The following is a 14,679-nucleotide window of genomic DNA, read 5'->3' on the forward strand; positions in this document are numbered from 1 at the left end:
ACGCGGACGCGTCCGCAGCGCCGACGCTAGGGGCGGGCGCCGTTGCGGTACATGGGGAGCACTCCCCGTCCGGACGCCACGAGCGCGTCGCCGAGGGCCGTGCGCCAGTAGAGCACCTCGCGTCCCGAGCGCCGCCGCAGCACCGTTCCAGCCGCGAGCAGGACCTTCAGGTGGTCGCCCACCGAGCCCAATGGCATACCTGTGCGGGCAACGAGAGCGCTCGTGCTCGAGGGGCCCTCGAGGGTGCGCAGCAGCAGGGCGCGGGCGCTCCCCACGAGGCGCTCGAGCCCGTCGTCGGCCTGGCCGTCGACCTCGGCGAGCGCTCCGGTGACGGGGTAGTAGATCGCGTAGCGCCTCGGCAGGTCCCAGCCGACCCAGGTGGCCGTGCCGTGGGCCGGGACGAAGTAGAGGTCGGCGTCGTCGTCGAGCACGCGTGAGGGCAGGTCGAAGCGGTTGATCCGCAGCTGGCCGTCGCCGAGCCACTCTCGGTCCCGGCCCAGGTCGCGCAGCACAGCCGCCCAGCCGTGGGTGGCGAGTCGGGCTGTGCGAGAGACGATGTCGGCCCGGAGGATGCGTTCGCGACGGGCCCAGTCGGTGGCCAGCGCGTGCGTCCACACCCACTCGAGCAGCTGCGCCGCGTGCTCGGCGGTTCCCGGTCGGCTCAGGCTGCGTGGCAGGGTGGACGCCGGAGTGCTCTCACGTAGGTACGCGCGAACTCGCTTGTCTCCCAACGCCCGCACGTCGCCGATCTCCTCTGCGAACGTGCGTCCCGGACCGTCGGGAGGGAGCGCCAGCCAGTCGGAGATCCAGCCCGGCCGCCAGCTGTGCTCGAGGACGGCCCGTCGCTCGGGGTGCTCGGCGAGCATCGCCTCGAACGACTCGCGGTGCGCGGCGGCGAAGGCGCGTCCCGCCGCGTCGCTCGGACGCACGAGGTCGTTGAGCGCCGCCACCGTCTCGATGCGCGGGGACACGACGAAGCGGCTCCGTGCCAGCAGGTCGGCCGAGATGCGCCAGGTCCCCATGTTTCGCCTCCGTCCGAAACATTAGCGCGGACGGGCGGGGGTCGTCAGGGTGGAGCGGGTGAAGACCTACCGCCAGCTGTTCGCCATCCGTGAGTTCCGGGTCCTCTTCCTCGTCCAGTGCATCAACATCGGGTCGTATGCCGTCGCGTCCCTCGCGCTCGGCACCATCACCTTCGCCGCCACCGGGTCGCCCGTCCTGACGGCGCTCGCCATGTTCGGCGCACCGCTCATGCGGATCGTCGGCCAGACGCTGTTCGGCTCGGGCTCGGACCTCGTGCGGCCCCGGACGGCGCTCGTGCTCGTCTTCACGACGACGATGGTGACCGACCTCCTGCAGGCGCTACCGGGACTCGCTTGGGGATGGCGGTTCGCGCTGCTCGCGGTGGGTCCGCTCATCACCTCGGCGCTGGGCGGCAGCATGATGGCGCTCGTCTCCGACATCCTCCCGCCCGACGGCTTCATCCTCGGTCGGGCGACGATGAACATCGCGGTCGGCGGCATGCAGATCGTCGGCTACGGCGTCGGGGGGCTGCTCCTCATCTCCTTCACGACGACGCAGCTCTTCCTCGGCGCGGCCGCGGCGCTCTTCGTCGCGGTGCTCCTGCTCCGGCTCGGCCTGTCGGACCACCCGCCGCGCCACGCCGGCGCCTCGCTCGTGCGCCGCACGCGCGAGGTGAACCGGGCCCTCCTCGGCTCGCGCGTCGTCCGTCCGCTCTACCTGACGATGTGGGTCCCCAACGGACTCATCGTCGGCTGCGAGGCGCTCTTCGTGCCGTTCGCGGGCGAGCGGGCCGGCTACCTCTTCGCCGTCACGGCGGCCGGGATGCTGCTCGGTGACGTGGTCGTCGGCCGCTTCCTGGCCGTCGCCGTGCGTGACCGCCTCATCGGGCCGCTGCGCCTGCTGCTCGCCGTGCCCTACCTCGCCTTCTTCCTCGTGCCGTCGCTGCCGTATGCCGCGTCGCTGGCCTTCGTGGCGTCCGTCGGCTACTCGGCGAGCCTGCCCCTGCAGGAGCGCCTCGTGTCGCACACCGACGGCCAGGCGCGGGGTCAGGTGTTCGGCCTGCAGGGCACCGGCCTCATGGTGGGCCAGGCCCTCGGTGCCCTGCTCGGCGGTGCGGTTGCCAGCGCCCTGGGGGTGGGGCCGACCGCGGCCGCGTACGCGATGGGGGCGATGGCCGTCGCCTCTGTGGTCGTCTCGATCACGCTCACGCCCGGCCTGCGCCGTTCGCGGCCGGGGGCCGAGGTGCTCGAGACCGCCCCGGCAGCAGCGGTCGCGCGGGTGGGGCCGCGACGCTGAACCGGGCGGCGCGCCGTCGGACGAAGCGGTTGCCGAGGTCGCTCGGGACACCGGCTCGCGGCGGCGCCGCGGGTCGGTAGAACCACAGCTTGCCGAGCTCGACGAGGACGAGGTAGGCGATGACCATGACGACGAGCGCGGCGAAGAAGGCCCCGGGCAGCGGCGCGAAGCCGAGCGTCGCAGCCAGGGGCGTCGCGGGCAGCACCGCCCCGACGAGGACGACGCCGAGCGCCGCGAGCGTCAGCGGCAGGCTCGGGTGGCTCCGGAAGAAGGGGACCGTGCGCGTACGGATGGCGAAGATGACGAGCGTCTGGGTGGCGAGCGACTCGACGAACCAGCCCGACCGGAAGAGGTCGGGTCCGGCGTGGAAGACCCACAGCATGACGCCGAAGGTGAGGAAGTCGAAGAGCGAGCTGAGCGGCCCGAAGAGGAGCATGAAGCGCCGGATGAAGGCGATGTCCCAGTGCGACGGCTGCCTCAGCTGCTCGGGGTCGACGTGGTCGGTCGGGATGGCGAGCTGCCCGGTGTCGTAGAGCAGGTTGTTGAGCAGGATCTGCGACGGCAGCATCGTCAGGAAGGGCAGGAAGAGCGAGGCCCCGGCCGCCGATGCCATGTTGCCGAAGTTGCTCGACGTGCCCATGAGGACGTACTTGAGGGTGTTGGCAAAGATGCGCCGCCCCTCGACCACCCCGTCGGCCAGGACGTCGAGGCTCTTCTCGAGCAGGATGACGTCGGCGGCGTCCTTCGCCACGTCGGTTCCCGAGTCGACGGAGATCCCGACGTCGGCGGCGTGAAGCGCGACCGCGTCGTTGACGCCGTCGCCGAGGAAGGCGACCCCACCGCCACCGTGCCGGTGGGCGCGGACGATGCGCGCCTTGTGCTCGGGACTGACGCGGGCGAAGACGGTCGTGGCGGTGACGGCGTCGATGAGGTGCTCGTCGTCGAGGGCGTCGAGGTCCGTGCCGGTGAGGACGGCGTGGCCGGGGAGGCCGAGGTCGCTGCACACCTTGGCCGCCACGACGGCGTTGTCCCCGGTCACGACCTTGACGCGGATCCCCAGGTCTGCAAGCCGGCCCAACGCTGCCGCGGCGTCCGGCTTCGGCGGGTCGAGGAAGACGAGCAGACCCCGCAGCCGCAGGTCGTGCTCGTCCGTGGCCTCCGGAGCCCGGGCGCCGGGAACGGCCCGCGTGGCGACGGCGACCACCCTGTTGCCGGCCGCGAACTCCGCGGCGAGGGCGGCGCGGGTCTGCGCCGCCACGTCCGTGCACCGGTCAAGCACGGTCTCGGGGGCACCCTTGGTGACGAGGTGCAGGGCCCCGTCCCCGTCACGGACGACGACCGAGAGCATCCGCCGCTCGTGGTCGAACGGCAGCACGCCCAGCACCTCGTGGGCTCCCATCGACTCCCGCACCGCGGCCGTGGCAGGCGAGGCCCACAGAGCCTCGTCGAGCGGGTTGGCTCCGACGGCCGCAGCGCCACCGGCGCCGCCAGGGACGCTCTCGGTGCAGGTCAGGCCCCACCGCAGCACGTCCTCGGAGCGCTGGCCGTCGACCGGCACGGCACGGGCGTAGTCGATGCGGCCGGCCGTCAGGGTCCCCGTCTTGTCGGTGAAGAGCACGTCGATGTCACCGAGGTCCTCGATGCAGACGAGCCGTTTGACGAGGACCTTGCGCCGGCTCATCTGGCGCGACCCCGCGGCCAGGCTCGTCGAGACGACGGCCGGCAGCAGCTGCGGCGTGATGCCGACGGCGATGGCGAGCGAGAAGAGCAGGGCGTCGAGGAACGGTTTGTGGAGCAGCACGTTGATGACGAAGATCGAGGTCGTCAGGGCGCCGGCCACCTTGACGAGCAGCATCGAGAAGCTCCGCAGCCCGAGCTGGAACTCCGTGTCGAGCTGGTGGGTGCTGAGGCCGGTGGCGATCGCCCCGAACTCGGTGCGCGAGCCCGTGGCGACGACGACGCCACGCCCGCTGCCGGCGTGCACGACGGTCCCCATGAGCGCACACCCGGTGAGGTCGGCGAGCGTGGCCGACTCCCCGACCGGGTCGGAGGTCTTCTCGACGGGTTGGGACTCTCCCGTGAGCACCGACTCGTCGCACTCGAGCCGGACCACGGACAGCAGACGCAGGTCGGCCGGCACGACCTCGCCGAGGCTGAGCTCCACCACGTCGCCCGGCACGAGGGAGGTGACGTCGACGCGGCCGAACGCCCCGCCGCGCAGGACGACGGCCTCGTGGCTGACCTGGGAGTGGAGGGAGGCTGCTGCCTGCTCGGCGCGGTACTCGTTGACGAAACCGAGACCGACGGAGACGACGACGATGATGCCGATGATGACCGCGTCGCTCTTCTCGCCGACGAAGTAGGACGCCGTCGCCGCGACGAGGAGCAGCCCGAGCAGGGGCGAGTTCAGCTGGTGCCACAGCACCGTGAGGGGTCGCGCGTGGTGGGTCGCGATCGCGTTCAGGCCGAAGGTGACCTGTCGGCGCGCCACCTCGTCGGGGGCGAGCCCGGTGGAGGGGTCCACCCCGAGCGACTGCAGCACGTCGGGTGCGGGCCGTCCAGCGGCGGCGCGGATCGACGCCGCCGCGTCGCTGGGTGCCAGCACCCCGGAGCTCACCCCTTCATGGTGCTCCTCGGACCCGTGCGCGGAGGACCATCCGCGCACACCGAGGTCGAGGTCACGTCGCGCTCACGTCGGGCGTGTCACGAGGACACGAGACCCCGCCGGCGGGCGATGGCCGCGGCCTCGGTGCGTCCGGAGGCCCCGAGCTTGGCCAGGAGGTTGGACACGTGGACGCTGACGGTCTTGGTGCTGATGTAGAGCTGCTTGCCGATCTGACCGTTGGTGAGGCCCTGCGCGAGCAGCGCCAGGACCTCCAGCTCGCGCGGGGTGAGCTCGAGCGTCCCCTCGCCGCCGGCGCCCTGACGTCCGCCCGCAGCGAAAGGTCGCGCGTCGTCGAGCTCCTCGAGCAGCGGTTTGGCCTCGAGGCGGACGGCGACCTCGCGCGCCTGCTCGGCGACCTCGCGCGACGCGGCGGCGTCGCCGGCGGCCCGCAACGCGGCCGCGAGCCGGGCCTTCGACCGGGCGGTCTCGAAGACGTGCCCGTAGCGCTCGAACGCCCTGACGCTCTCGCGCCACGCGGCCACGAGCTCGTCGGCCGGCGGCGGGTCCTCGAGGCCGGCGACCCGCTGCAGCCGCAGCACCTCGGCCTCGACCCGAGCGGTCCAGGCCCATGTCTCGCGGCTCGTGTCCTCGAGCGGCGCGGGGGCCGAGCGCTCGAACTTCGGGCGGCTCGCCTTCTCCACCGCCGGGCGCAGCTCGCCGATGCGCCGGGCGCGATCCGCGAGCTCGTCGACGAGGGCCACGGCCCGGGCCCGCACGTCCGGGTCGGCGTGGGGCACGAGCGTCGCAGCCTGCCCCGCGAGGACCGCCGCGAGCCGGGCGACGGCGTGGTAGTCGCCCCAGGCCGCGTCGAGCACCCGCACGGCGGCCTCGGCCACGTCGAGCACTCCCGGGAGGTCACCCGCGTGCCCGAGCACGTCGACGGCGGGCATGACCGTCAGCACGACGCAGAGGCCGTCGACGTGCCACCACTCCTGCAGGGCCGCGATGAGGTCGGGGTCGACCGGTTCACCCCGGCCGGCCTGGACGGACAGGGCTGCGGCCGTGAAGATCGCGCGTCCCGGCTGGGGAGCCGCTCGACCGGCGAGGTCGAGGCGACGCACGGCGCCGTCCCAGTCGCCGAGCTCGTAGGCCGTGAGACCCCCGAGCAGGCGGCACTCCTGCCCCCAGGGTGCCCACTCGCGGTGCAGCCGCCGCGCCACCTCGGCCCCGCGGTCGTAGAGCGCGAGCGAGCCGGGCAGGTCGCCCCGGCGGTGCGCGAGGGAGGCGAGCTGGTGCAGGGCCCGCAGCAGGAGGGGGTCGTCGGGCGGGATGTCGGCGACGATCGACTCCAGGTGTGCCTCGACCGAGTCGAGGTCCTGCTGCGCCTCGAGCACCCGGGCCAGGATCGTGCGCACCTCCGCCAGCGCACCGCCCAGGCCGAGGCGCTCGGCGAGCAGCGACACCTCGTTGCCGACGACGGCGGCCTCGACGAACGAGCCCGTGTCGACGAGCGCCTGCACGCGCGCGACGAGAACGCGCACGCGTCGCTCGTCGGCCTCGTCGCCGATGAGTGAGAGCGCCTCGTCGGTCAGCGCGACGGAGTCCGTGGGCAGGTCGAGGATGCGGGAACGGCTGACGAGGGTCGCGAGCAGGTCGGCGCGCGCGCCGGGCTGCTGGGCCCTGCCGGGGTGGTCGAGCCGGTCGCGCAGCAGGTCGATCGCGCGGATCGAGTCGCCGGCGACCATGGCCGCGCGCGAGGCGCCCAAGGTCACCTCGTCGCGTTCGGGGTCGTCCTCGGGAAGCCACGACAGGGCCCGCTCGAAGTGGAGCAGCGCCTCCTGCGGCCCGCCGACGGCCATCGCGGACTCGGCGGCAGCCCGGCTCGCGCGGACGGCCGTCGGCAGGTCACCCACCGCCGCGGCGTGGCGGGCGAGCTCGGACGCAGGGGCGAGCTCGGGGTGCTCGGCCAGCACGGCGGCATACGCGCGGTGCAGTCTCAGGCGCTCGCCCGGGAGCAGGCTGTCGGCCACCGCCTCGCCGAGCAGGGCGTGGCGGAACGTGTAGGCCGGGGGCCAGCGCGCCTCGAGCACGTGGTGCTCGACGGCCGCGGCCAACGCCGCCTCGAGGGTCTCGTCCGGGAGGTCGAGGACGCGGGAGAGGAGGTCGTGGCCGATGTACTGGCCGCCCTTGAGGGCGATGGCCCGCAGCACGCGCTGCGCGGTCTCGTCGAGCTGCTCGACGCGAGCGCGGAGCACGCGGCTCAGGCCTCCCGTCAGGGCCTGGCCGGCCGCTGCGCTCGCGACGAGCTCCTCGGCGAAGAACGGGTTGCCCTCGGCGCGCCGGGCGATCTCGGCGTTCGTCTCGGCGTCGGTGGGCGCGCCCTCGATGCCGGAGACGAGCTCTCGGACGGCGTCGTCGGGGAGCGGGGCGAGCTCGACGTGCTCGAGCCCCGCGATGCGCGCCCACACGGCGAGCGTGTCGTGGAGGGGGTGGCGTCGGAAGAGGTCGTCGGAGCGGTAGGTCACGACGAGCCCGACGGCCTTGGTGAAGCCGCGCGTCAGCAGGAGGGTGATGAGGTCGCGCGAGGAGTGGTCGGCCCAGTGGACGTCCTCGATGACGAGGAGGGAGGGCTGCGCGTCGCCGAGCGCGGACAGCAGCGCGTGGACTGCTTCGGCGACCTGTCCTGGGTCGGTGGGCTGACCTGACCGTCCTTCACGCTCGGCTCGCTCGCCGTCCTGCGTGCCGGCACGGCCGGGCAGCAGGTGCGCGAGGCTGGGGTGGGTGTCGAGCACTCGCTCGACGACGTCGGGGTGACCGGCGTCGATGGTGCCGACGAGCTCGACGAAGGGCAGGTAGGCGAGGCTGCTGCCGGCCAGACCGACGCAGTGGCCGACCGCCGTGAACCACCCCGCGCGGGTCGCGTCGGTGACGAGCTGGCCGACGATCCGGGACTTGCCGATGCCGGCGTCGCCCGACAGCACGACGACGCCACCGGGCTGGGCACCCGGCGTGGGGCGCAGTCCGATGGCGTCGGCGAGACGGGACAGGTCGGTGTCCCGTCCGATGAGGGGGCCGGTGCTGAGCGGCATACGCGGCATCATCGCGTACTCCGCCGACAGCGGTGGGGCGGTCTGCGACATGAGTCGCGTCGCCGTCGTCACCGCGTGCGGCCCGGGTTGTTCTCCTCTCGGGAGATCCGCGCCAGGGTGCGGCGCATGATCTCGAGCGACGAGTCGCGACGGGGGCGACGACGCTGCGGGTAGCGGGTCTCGAGCTCGACCTGGGCGGTGCGGTAGTCGAGGTAGTGGGTGGTCATGGTCTTTCCTCTGTTCGTGCCGTTCTGGACTCCTCCAGACTCGGCCGCTGAGGTAGACCCCCACATCGGACGACTGCCCTATCCCCGCCACCTGACTACCTCAGATCCGATGGCGTATGCCGTGTGGACCCGTCTGAGGTAGGCGTGCGGTCGCGCCTCAGGCGGCTGGACCACAGCAGGACGAGCGGTGAGGTCACGTCCTCAGCCGAGGAGGAGCGTGGCTGCGATGGTGAACATGACGAGCGCGATGGCGACGTCGAGGATGCGCCACGTGGCGGGGCGGGCGAAGAGGGGTGCCAGCAGCCGTGCGCCGTAGCCGAGCGAGGTGAACCAGGCGACGCTAGCGAGCGCGGCGCCGCCGGCGAACCACCAGCGACCGTCGGGACCGTGCTGGTTGGCGAGCGACCCGACCAGCAGCACGGTATCGAGGTAGACGTGCGGGTTGAGCCACGTGAGCGCGACGACGGTGGCCAGCACGCCGCTGCGGCTGGGTGGGATGCCGTCGGCTGCGAGGGTCTTGGGGTGGCGAGCGTTGCGCAGGCAGAGCAGCCCGTAGCCGACGAGGTATGCCGCACCGACCCATCGCACGACGGTGAGCAGGCCCGGGTGGGCCGTGAGGACGCCGCCGACGCCGAGCACCCCGGCGAGCACGAGAACCGCGTCGCTCAGGGCGCAGACCGCGACGACCAGCCCGACGTGCAGGCGCGCGAGGCCGGTGCGAAGCACGTAGGCGTTCTGCGCGCCGATGGCCACGATGAGGGAGGCCATGGTGAGGAACCCGGGCAGCAGTGAGGTCACCCTCTCGACCGTAGGGGGCGACCCGACTTCAGTGAAGCGAAGGTTTCTTCAGCATCATTAGCATGGCTTCATGCGGCTCCAGCCTGAGCACCTCGCGACCCTGCTCGCCATCGTCGACACGGGGACCTTCGACGCGGCGGCACGGCGCCTGCACCTGACGCCGTCGGCGGTCAGCCAGCGGGTCAAGGCGCTGGAGGCAGAGGTCGGCCAGGTCGTCGTCGTGCGAACGGCTCCCTGTCGCGCGACTCCGGCGGGGGAGTCGCTCGTCCGTCTCGCCCGGCAGCAGAGCCTGCTCGAGTCCGAGGCGCTCGCCGGGCTCGCCACCGGTGACCGGGCCCGCGTCGACCTGCCGATCGTCGTCAACGCCGACTCGATGTCGACGTGGTTCGGGAGTGTCCTCGCCGAGGCCGCGGCATGGGACGACGTCGTGCTGCGCGTCCGAGTCGAGGACCAGGACCACTCGGCCCGGCTGCTCCGCTCGGGCGAGGTGCTCGCTGCGGTGACCTCGGACCCGACGCCGGTCCAGGGCTGCTCGACCGAGCCGCTCGTGACGATGCGCTACGTCCCGGCCGTGACACCGCTGCTCCTCGACAGGCACCGCGCAGGGCGCGGGATCGACTGGGCCGGCGCGCCACTCGTGCGCTTCAACGACAAGGACGACATCCAGCAGCGGATCCTCGACCGGCACGGTGTGACGAGCGCGCCACCGACGCACGAGGTGCCCGACGGTGGTGGCTTCGTGACCGCCGTGCGCGCCGGGCTCGGCTGGGGTGCCCTGTTGACGACGCAGGTCGCACCGTTGCTCGCGACCGGTGAGCTCGTGCGCCTCGGGTCCCGCGATCATGTCGACGTCCAGCTCTACTGGCAGCGCTGGCGACTGCCGTCCGCCCACCTGGACCGGCTCAGCGCCGTGGTGCGGAACGCGTCGGCGCAGGACGGCAACCGACCTGCACGAGGCGGCAGCAACGCCTCGAGGGGAGGGTCCCGGTTCTGATCGATCGTCCACGGCGGCCCCGAGCACCGGGCTATCTTGGTGGCAGCCCTCAGGTCCTCGCCGCGAGCGTGGATCCCTCGCTCTCGTGAGGAGGCAGACCCGGTGACTGATGCGAGCGCCGCGCCCGGCGGGCCCGGCTCACCCGGCGGGTCAGGCGAACTGGACCCGACGAGCATCGTCCGGTCCAAGGCCTACCTGTCCGCCCTGGTGCTCGCGGCCCTGCTGGGCATCCCGATCTCGGCCGTCGCCTACGGCTTCCTCGCCCTTGTCGGGGCGCTGCAGACCTACCTCTTCGACGACCTGCCCGCCCAGCTCTTCGACGGGGCCACGCCCGCGTGGTGGCCGGTCCCGTGGCTGATGCTCTGTGGGCTGCTCGTGGCCCTCACCATCCGTGAGCTGCCCGGCACGGCGGGCCACTCGCCGGCCCTCGGTTTCAAGGCCGCCTCTGGGCCGGCCGCCGGCAGGGACCTCCCCGGCATCGTGCTCGCTGCGCTCGCCACGCTCGGGCTCGGCGCGGTCCTCGGCCCGGAGGCGCCGCTCATCGCCCTCGGCGGAGGCCTGGCGGCCGTGACGGTGCGCCTCGTGCGACGCGACGCGCCGCCCATGGCGGTCACGATCATGGCGTCGGCAGGAAGCTTCGCCGCGGTCAGCACGTTGCTCGGCTCACCACTGCTCGGCGCCTTCCTGATCATGGAGGCGGCCGGCATCGCGGGCGCGACCCTGAGCCTCGTGGCGCTGCCGGGCCTGCTGGCCTCCGGCATCGGCGCGCTCGTCTTCGTGGGGCTGGACGCCTGGACCGGCCTGGGCACGTTCTCGCTCGCCCTGACCACGGTGCCCCCTGGAGTGCAGCCCACCATCGCGTCGCTGCTCTGGGCCGTGCCGGTCGGCCTCCTCGGGGCGCTCCTCGGCTGGGCCGTCCGGTGGGTCGGGCTGTCCCTTCGGCCCGTCGTGCACCGCAGCCGGGTGCCCGTGACCGTGGCCCTCGGTCTGCTGGTCGGCCTGTGTGCCACTGCCTACCAGGTCACCACCGGACGAGGCTTCACCGAGGTGCTGTTCTCCGGGCAGAACGCACTCCCGGGACTCGTGGCGAGCGCGGCGGCGTACCCTCTCGGCACCCTCCTGCTGCTCGGGCTTTTCAAGGCCCTGGCCTACGGCCTGTCACTGAGTGCCTTCCGCGGGGGTCCCGTCTTCCCTTCGATGTTCATCGGAGCGGTGCTCGGCATCACGCTCAGCGGTCTCCCCGGCATGCAGCTCGCGGCCGCCATCGGTACGGGCATCGGGGCGATGTGCTGCGCCATGCTCCGGCTGCCCCTGACGTCCGTGCTCCTCGCGACCCTGCTGATGGGCACCGACGGGCTGACGGTCATCCCCCAGGTGGTGGTCGCCGTGGTCGTCTCGTTCGTCGTCACCGCGCTGCTCCCCACACCGCGCACTTCGCTCGTCTCGGGCACCCAGGAGGAGCCGGAAGTCACCCGCTCAGAGTGAGCCGCGCGGGCGACGGGTCGGTCGAGAGTGGATCCACCGACGCCAGCGGAGAGGAAGCCAGCCGGATGAGGGTGAGACCCGAACGCCTCAACGCGACCGTCGCCTGGCTCTTCATGGCCGGGTCGGCGTGTTTCGTCGTGGGGTCGGTCCCGGCCTACCTCGATGCCATCGGAGGCTGGGCCGACGGCGTGACCTACGTCGTCGGATCCCTCTTCTTCACGAGCGCCTCGTACGGTCAGCTCGTCCAGGCGCAGTCCCCTGCGACCACCGAGGTCGACGAGGTGACCCAAGATCGACCTGCCCCGGTGCGTCTGCTGGGGTGGGCGCCGCACGACCGCAGCTGGCTGGCCGCCGCGGTCCAGTTCCCCGGCACCGTGTTCTTCAACATCAGCACCGTCGCGGCGCTGACGCACAATGCGACGGCCGCAGAGACGGACCGTTACGTGTGGCGCCCGGACCTCTTCGGGTCGGTGCTCTTCCTCGTGTCGAGCGCGCTGGCCGTGCTCGCGGTCTCCGACCGGTTCTTCCGCGTCCAGCCGCAGTCGTTCCCCTGGCGGATCGCCTGGCTCAACATGACGGGCTCGGTGCTCTTCATGGCATCGGCCCTCGCCAGCTACGTGGTCCCGAGCACCGACGCCGTGCTGGGTGCGCGTCTCGCCGTCGCCGGCACCTTCTGGGGCGCCGCCTGCTTCCTGGTGGGCGCGGCCCTGATGCTGCCCGCGTGGCGACGTGCTGTCACGTCCGCCGCGGCGGCGACACCCCCGTGACCAGCACACAACTGACCCGACTCCGCTGACCCGACGCCCTGACGTCCCTCGTCCCGTCACTTCGTCCCCAAGGAGACCAACATGGCAATCCCGTCCGAGATCAACGTCGTCGCAGCGCTCTACGGCAACCGCTTCGTGACGCAGGAGGTTCCGAGCCGGTCATTCCCGGATGCGGGAATGACGGCCGTCGACGCCATGCGTCTCGTCGCCGAGGACCTCGCCCTCGAGGGCGACCCCGGCCGCAACCTGGCGACCTTCGTGACGACGTGGATGGAGCCGGAGGCCCAGCGGATCATCGCCGACAACCTCCACCGCAACTTCATCGACCACGCGGAGTACCCGCGCACCGCCGAGATCGAGCAGCGCTGCATCCGGATGCTCGCCGACCTGTTCCACGCCCCGGGTGAGACCACCGGGGCGCGGACCCAGGGCTCGTCCGAGGCGATCATGCTCGGCGCGCTGTCGCTGAAGTGGAACTGGCGCACCCGTCGACAGGCGGAGGGCGGCTCGACGGAGCACCCGAACCTCGTCTTCGGCGGCGACGTGCACGTCGTGTGGGAGAAGTTCTGCCGCTACTTCGACGTCGAGCCGCGGATCGTCCCGCTCCAGCCGGGGAAGTACACCATCGGCCCGGAGGACGTCGCGCCACACCTGGACGAGAACACCATCGGGGTCGCGGCCGTGCTCGGCACGACCTTCACCGGCCACAAGGACGACATCGTCGGCATCAACGACCTGCTCGTGCAGGTCAAGCAGGAGCGGGGCCTCGACGTGCCACTTCACATCGACGGAGCCAGCGGGGGGTTCGTGTGGCCGTTCCTCTACCCGGACTCACCGTGGGACTTCCGGCTCGAGCAGGTGCGCTCGATCAACGTCTCGGGCCACAAGTTCGGGCTCGTCTACCCCGGCATCGGCTGGCTCGTCTTCCGTGAGGTCGCCGACCTGGCGCCCGACCTCGTCTTCACGGAGAACTACCTCGGCAAGACCGACGCGACGTTCACCCTCAACTTCTCGACGGGGTCGGCGATGGTGCTGGCGCAGTACTACAACCTCGTGCGCTACGGCCGCGAGGGCTACACCTACATCATGCGCAACATGCAGGAGAACGCCCGGGCGCTCGGTGACCTGCTCGAGGCGACGGGGCGCTTCGAGCTCATCGGACGGGACGAGGAGCAGCTCCCGCTCGTGGCCTTCCTGCTGTCCGGCGAGCAGGCATACAACGAGTTCGACATCGCCTGGCAGCTGTCGGCCGAGCGTGGCTGGATGGTGCCGGCCTACACGCTGCCCCCCGACGCGCAGGACATCACGATCATGCGCGCCCTGGTCAAGGAGACGATGAGCCGCGAGCACGTGGACACCCTGGCCCGCGACATCGAGGAGGCCTGCCGGACGCTCACGGCCAAGGGCGGGGCGCACGAGTCGGAGCGAGCCAAGATGGTCACCGGTCCGGGCCACTGACCCGTGCGCCGGCAGGCGCCTACCCGCCCGTCGCCTGCCAGGCGCGCCACGCGGCATACCCGCCTATGACGTCGGTGGCGCGATGGATCCCCAGCTCCTGCAAGGCTGCTGCCGCGAGGCTGGACGTGTAGCCCTCCTGGCAGAGGACGACGACCTGTAGGTCGTGGCTCGCGATCGGCAGGGACGCGTCACTGGCGGGGTCGAGACGCCACTCGAGCACGTTGCGCTCGATCACCGTCGCGAACGGCAGCTCACCCTCGGCCTCCCGCTGGGCAGCCGGGCGGATGTCGACGACGACCGCGCCGTGCGCACGCGCCTCCTCGGCCTCCTCGGGCGTGAGTCGGCGGAGGTGGCCGCGCGCGTCGGCGAGCACGTCGTCGATGGTGCGCGGTCGCTCGGGGTGCCGGGTCACCAGTCGACCCCGACCTCGGCCTGCTCGTCGACCTCGAGCAGGCCGTCGACGGCGCGGTAGTTCGTCATGAAGGTGAGTCTGGGCGCATAGACGTGGAGGCTGACGGCCGGGTCGGACCCGGCGTTCGTGACGCGGTGCAGGTGGCGGGTGCCGAACGTGCGCTGGTCGCCGGGGGTGAGGAGGACTCCGGGGCCGGTCGCGCGCCGCACGTTGTCGAGGTCGACGGCCGTCCGGTAGCCGGCCACCTCCTCGGTGAGGACTCCCTGCAGCACGACGAACGAACCGGCGCTGCCGCCGTGGTCGTGCCAGGGCGTGCCCTGCCCGGGCAGCCAGGTGAGCAGCCACGCCTCGTGGTCGTGGTCGGCCAGGAGTCGGGCGTAGTAGCGGGTGATGGGGTCGAAGTCGACGAGGCCCTGCCAGAGCGTGCGCTGGCGGGACAGGCGTCGGGCGGTGTCGGCGAGGTCGACGGAGGTGCGCTGGGCGCCGCGGGACATGGTCGTGCCTTTCAGGTCGGGGTGGGGGTTG

The 14,679-nt window shown here is 72.3% G+C and carries 12 protein-coding genes; 5 read left to right on the top strand and 7 right to left on the bottom strand.

Annotation, left to right across the window (positions count from 1 at the left end; translation table 11 throughout):
* Window positions 1-26: 26 nt before the first annotated feature.
* Window positions 27-1,022 carry an ArsR/SmtB family transcription factor gene (locus ABD831_RS10465; protein ID WP_344945533.1) on the bottom strand — a complete coding sequence of 332 codons (996 nt, stop codon included), beginning with the start codon at window positions 1,020-1,022 and terminating at the stop codon, window positions 27-29.
* A 58-nt stretch (window positions 1,023-1,080) separates the two neighbouring features.
* Between ABD831_RS10465 and ABD831_RS10470 the strand changes: the two genes are divergently transcribed.
* The gene (locus tag ABD831_RS10470) at window positions 1,081-2,319 is read left to right on the top strand and encodes an MFS transporter (protein ID WP_344945536.1); all 1,239 of its coding nucleotides are present in this window, start codon (window positions 1,081-1,083) and stop codon (window positions 2,317-2,319) included.
* Here ABD831_RS10470 and mgtA read toward each other — a convergent pair.
* The 4 genes from mgtA to ABD831_RS10490 all read right to left on the bottom strand — a co-directional run bounded on the left by mgtA (window position 2,228) and on the right by ABD831_RS10490 (window position 9,038).
* Window positions 2,228-4,936 carry a magnesium-translocating P-type ATPase gene (gene mgtA, locus ABD831_RS10475; protein ID WP_344945539.1) on the bottom strand — a complete coding sequence of 903 codons (2,709 nt, stop codon included), beginning with the start codon at window positions 4,934-4,936 and terminating at the stop codon, window positions 2,228-2,230. The two genes, ABD831_RS10470 and mgtA, sit on opposite strands and share 92 nt — an antisense overlap.
* A gap of 86 nt (window positions 4,937-5,022) precedes the next feature.
* Window positions 5,023-8,064 carry a helix-turn-helix transcriptional regulator gene (locus ABD831_RS10480; protein WP_344945542.1) on the bottom strand — a complete coding sequence of 1,014 codons (3,042 nt, stop codon included), beginning with the start codon at window positions 8,062-8,064 and terminating at the stop codon, window positions 5,023-5,025.
* A gap of 17 nt (window positions 8,065-8,081) precedes the next feature.
* Entirely contained in the window at window positions 8,082-8,240 is a 159-nt protein-coding gene (locus ABD831_RS10485) for a hypothetical protein (RefSeq protein WP_185744838.1), read from the bottom strand.
* A 201-nt stretch (window positions 8,241-8,441) separates the two neighbouring features.
* Window positions 8,442-9,038 carry a LysE/ArgO family amino acid transporter gene (locus tag ABD831_RS10490; RefSeq protein ID WP_344945547.1) on the bottom strand — a complete coding sequence of 199 codons (597 nt, stop codon included), beginning with the start codon at window positions 9,036-9,038 and terminating at the stop codon, window positions 8,442-8,444.
* Between the two features lie 70 nt (window positions 9,039-9,108).
* Here ABD831_RS10490 and ABD831_RS10495 point away from each other — a divergent pair, with 70 nt between their 5' ends.
* From ABD831_RS10495 to gad, 4 genes are all read left to right on the top strand, one after another.
* The gene (locus tag ABD831_RS10495; RefSeq protein ID WP_344945550.1) at window positions 9,109-10,032 is read left to right on the top strand and encodes a LysR family transcriptional regulator ArgP; all 924 of its coding nucleotides are present in this window, start codon (window positions 9,109-9,111) and stop codon (window positions 10,030-10,032) included.
* A 102-nt stretch (window positions 10,033-10,134) separates the two neighbouring features.
* Window positions 10,135-11,517, top strand: a complete 1,383-nt coding sequence (locus tag ABD831_RS10500) for a chloride channel protein (RefSeq protein WP_344945553.1) — start codon at window positions 10,135-10,137, stop codon at window positions 11,515-11,517.
* 65 nt (window positions 11,518-11,582) lie between these two features.
* On the top strand, window positions 11,583-12,284 hold the full coding sequence (locus tag ABD831_RS10505) for a hypothetical protein (RefSeq protein WP_344945556.1): 702 nt from the start codon (window positions 11,583-11,585) through the stop codon (window positions 12,282-12,284).
* 81 nt (window positions 12,285-12,365) lie between these two features.
* Window positions 12,366-13,742 (top strand): glutamate decarboxylase, encoded by a 1,377-nt coding sequence (gad, locus tag ABD831_RS10510; protein WP_344945559.1) that lies wholly within the window; start codon window positions 12,366-12,368, stop codon window positions 13,740-13,742.
* Window positions 13,743-13,761: 19 nt separating this feature from the next.
* Here the strand turns inward: gad and ABD831_RS10515 are convergent, their stop codons facing one another.
* Window positions 13,762-14,154 carry a rhodanese-like domain-containing protein gene (locus tag ABD831_RS10515; RefSeq protein ID WP_344945562.1) on the bottom strand — a complete coding sequence of 131 codons (393 nt, stop codon included), beginning with the start codon at window positions 14,152-14,154 and terminating at the stop codon, window positions 13,762-13,764.
* A complete protein-coding gene (locus ABD831_RS10520; protein ID WP_344945565.1) occupies window positions 14,151-14,648 on the bottom strand; it encodes a cysteine dioxygenase in 498 nt (165 codons plus the stop codon). The genes ABD831_RS10515 and ABD831_RS10520 overlap by 4 nt, the downstream gene beginning before the upstream one ends.
* Window positions 14,649-14,679 lie beyond the last annotated feature (31 nt).

The sequence above is a fragment of the Terrabacter ginsenosidimutans genome (genome assembly GCF_039539425.1).
Classification (GTDB): domain Bacteria; phylum Actinomycetota; class Actinomycetes; order Actinomycetales; family Dermatophilaceae; genus Terrabacter; species Terrabacter ginsenosidimutans.

Excerpts from the sequence above, each read along its gene's own strand:
- ABD831_RS10495 (WP_344945550.1), top strand. The coding sequence starts at position 9,109 with ATGCGGCTCCAGCCTGAGCACCTCGCGACCCTGCTCGCCATCGTCGAC.
- ABD831_RS10480 (WP_344945542.1), bottom strand. The coding sequence starts at position 8,064 with ATGTCGCAGACCGCCCCACCGCTGTCGGCGGAGTACGCGATGATGCCG.
- ABD831_RS10520 (WP_344945565.1), bottom strand. The coding sequence starts at position 14,648 with ATGTCCCGCGGCGCCCAGCGCACCTCCGTCGACCTCGCCGACACCGCC.
- ABD831_RS10465 (WP_344945533.1), bottom strand. The coding sequence starts at position 1,022 with ATGGGGACCTGGCGCATCTCGGCCGACCTGCTGGCACGGAGCCGCTTC.
- ABD831_RS10485 (WP_185744838.1), bottom strand. The coding sequence starts at position 8,240 with ATGACCACCCACTACCTCGACTACCGCACCGCCCAGGTCGAGCTCGAG.
- ABD831_RS10505 (WP_344945556.1), top strand. The coding sequence starts at position 11,583 with ATGAGGGTGAGACCCGAACGCCTCAACGCGACCGTCGCCTGGCTCTTC.
- gad (WP_344945559.1), top strand. The coding sequence starts at position 12,366 with ATGGCAATCCCGTCCGAGATCAACGTCGTCGCAGCGCTCTACGGCAAC.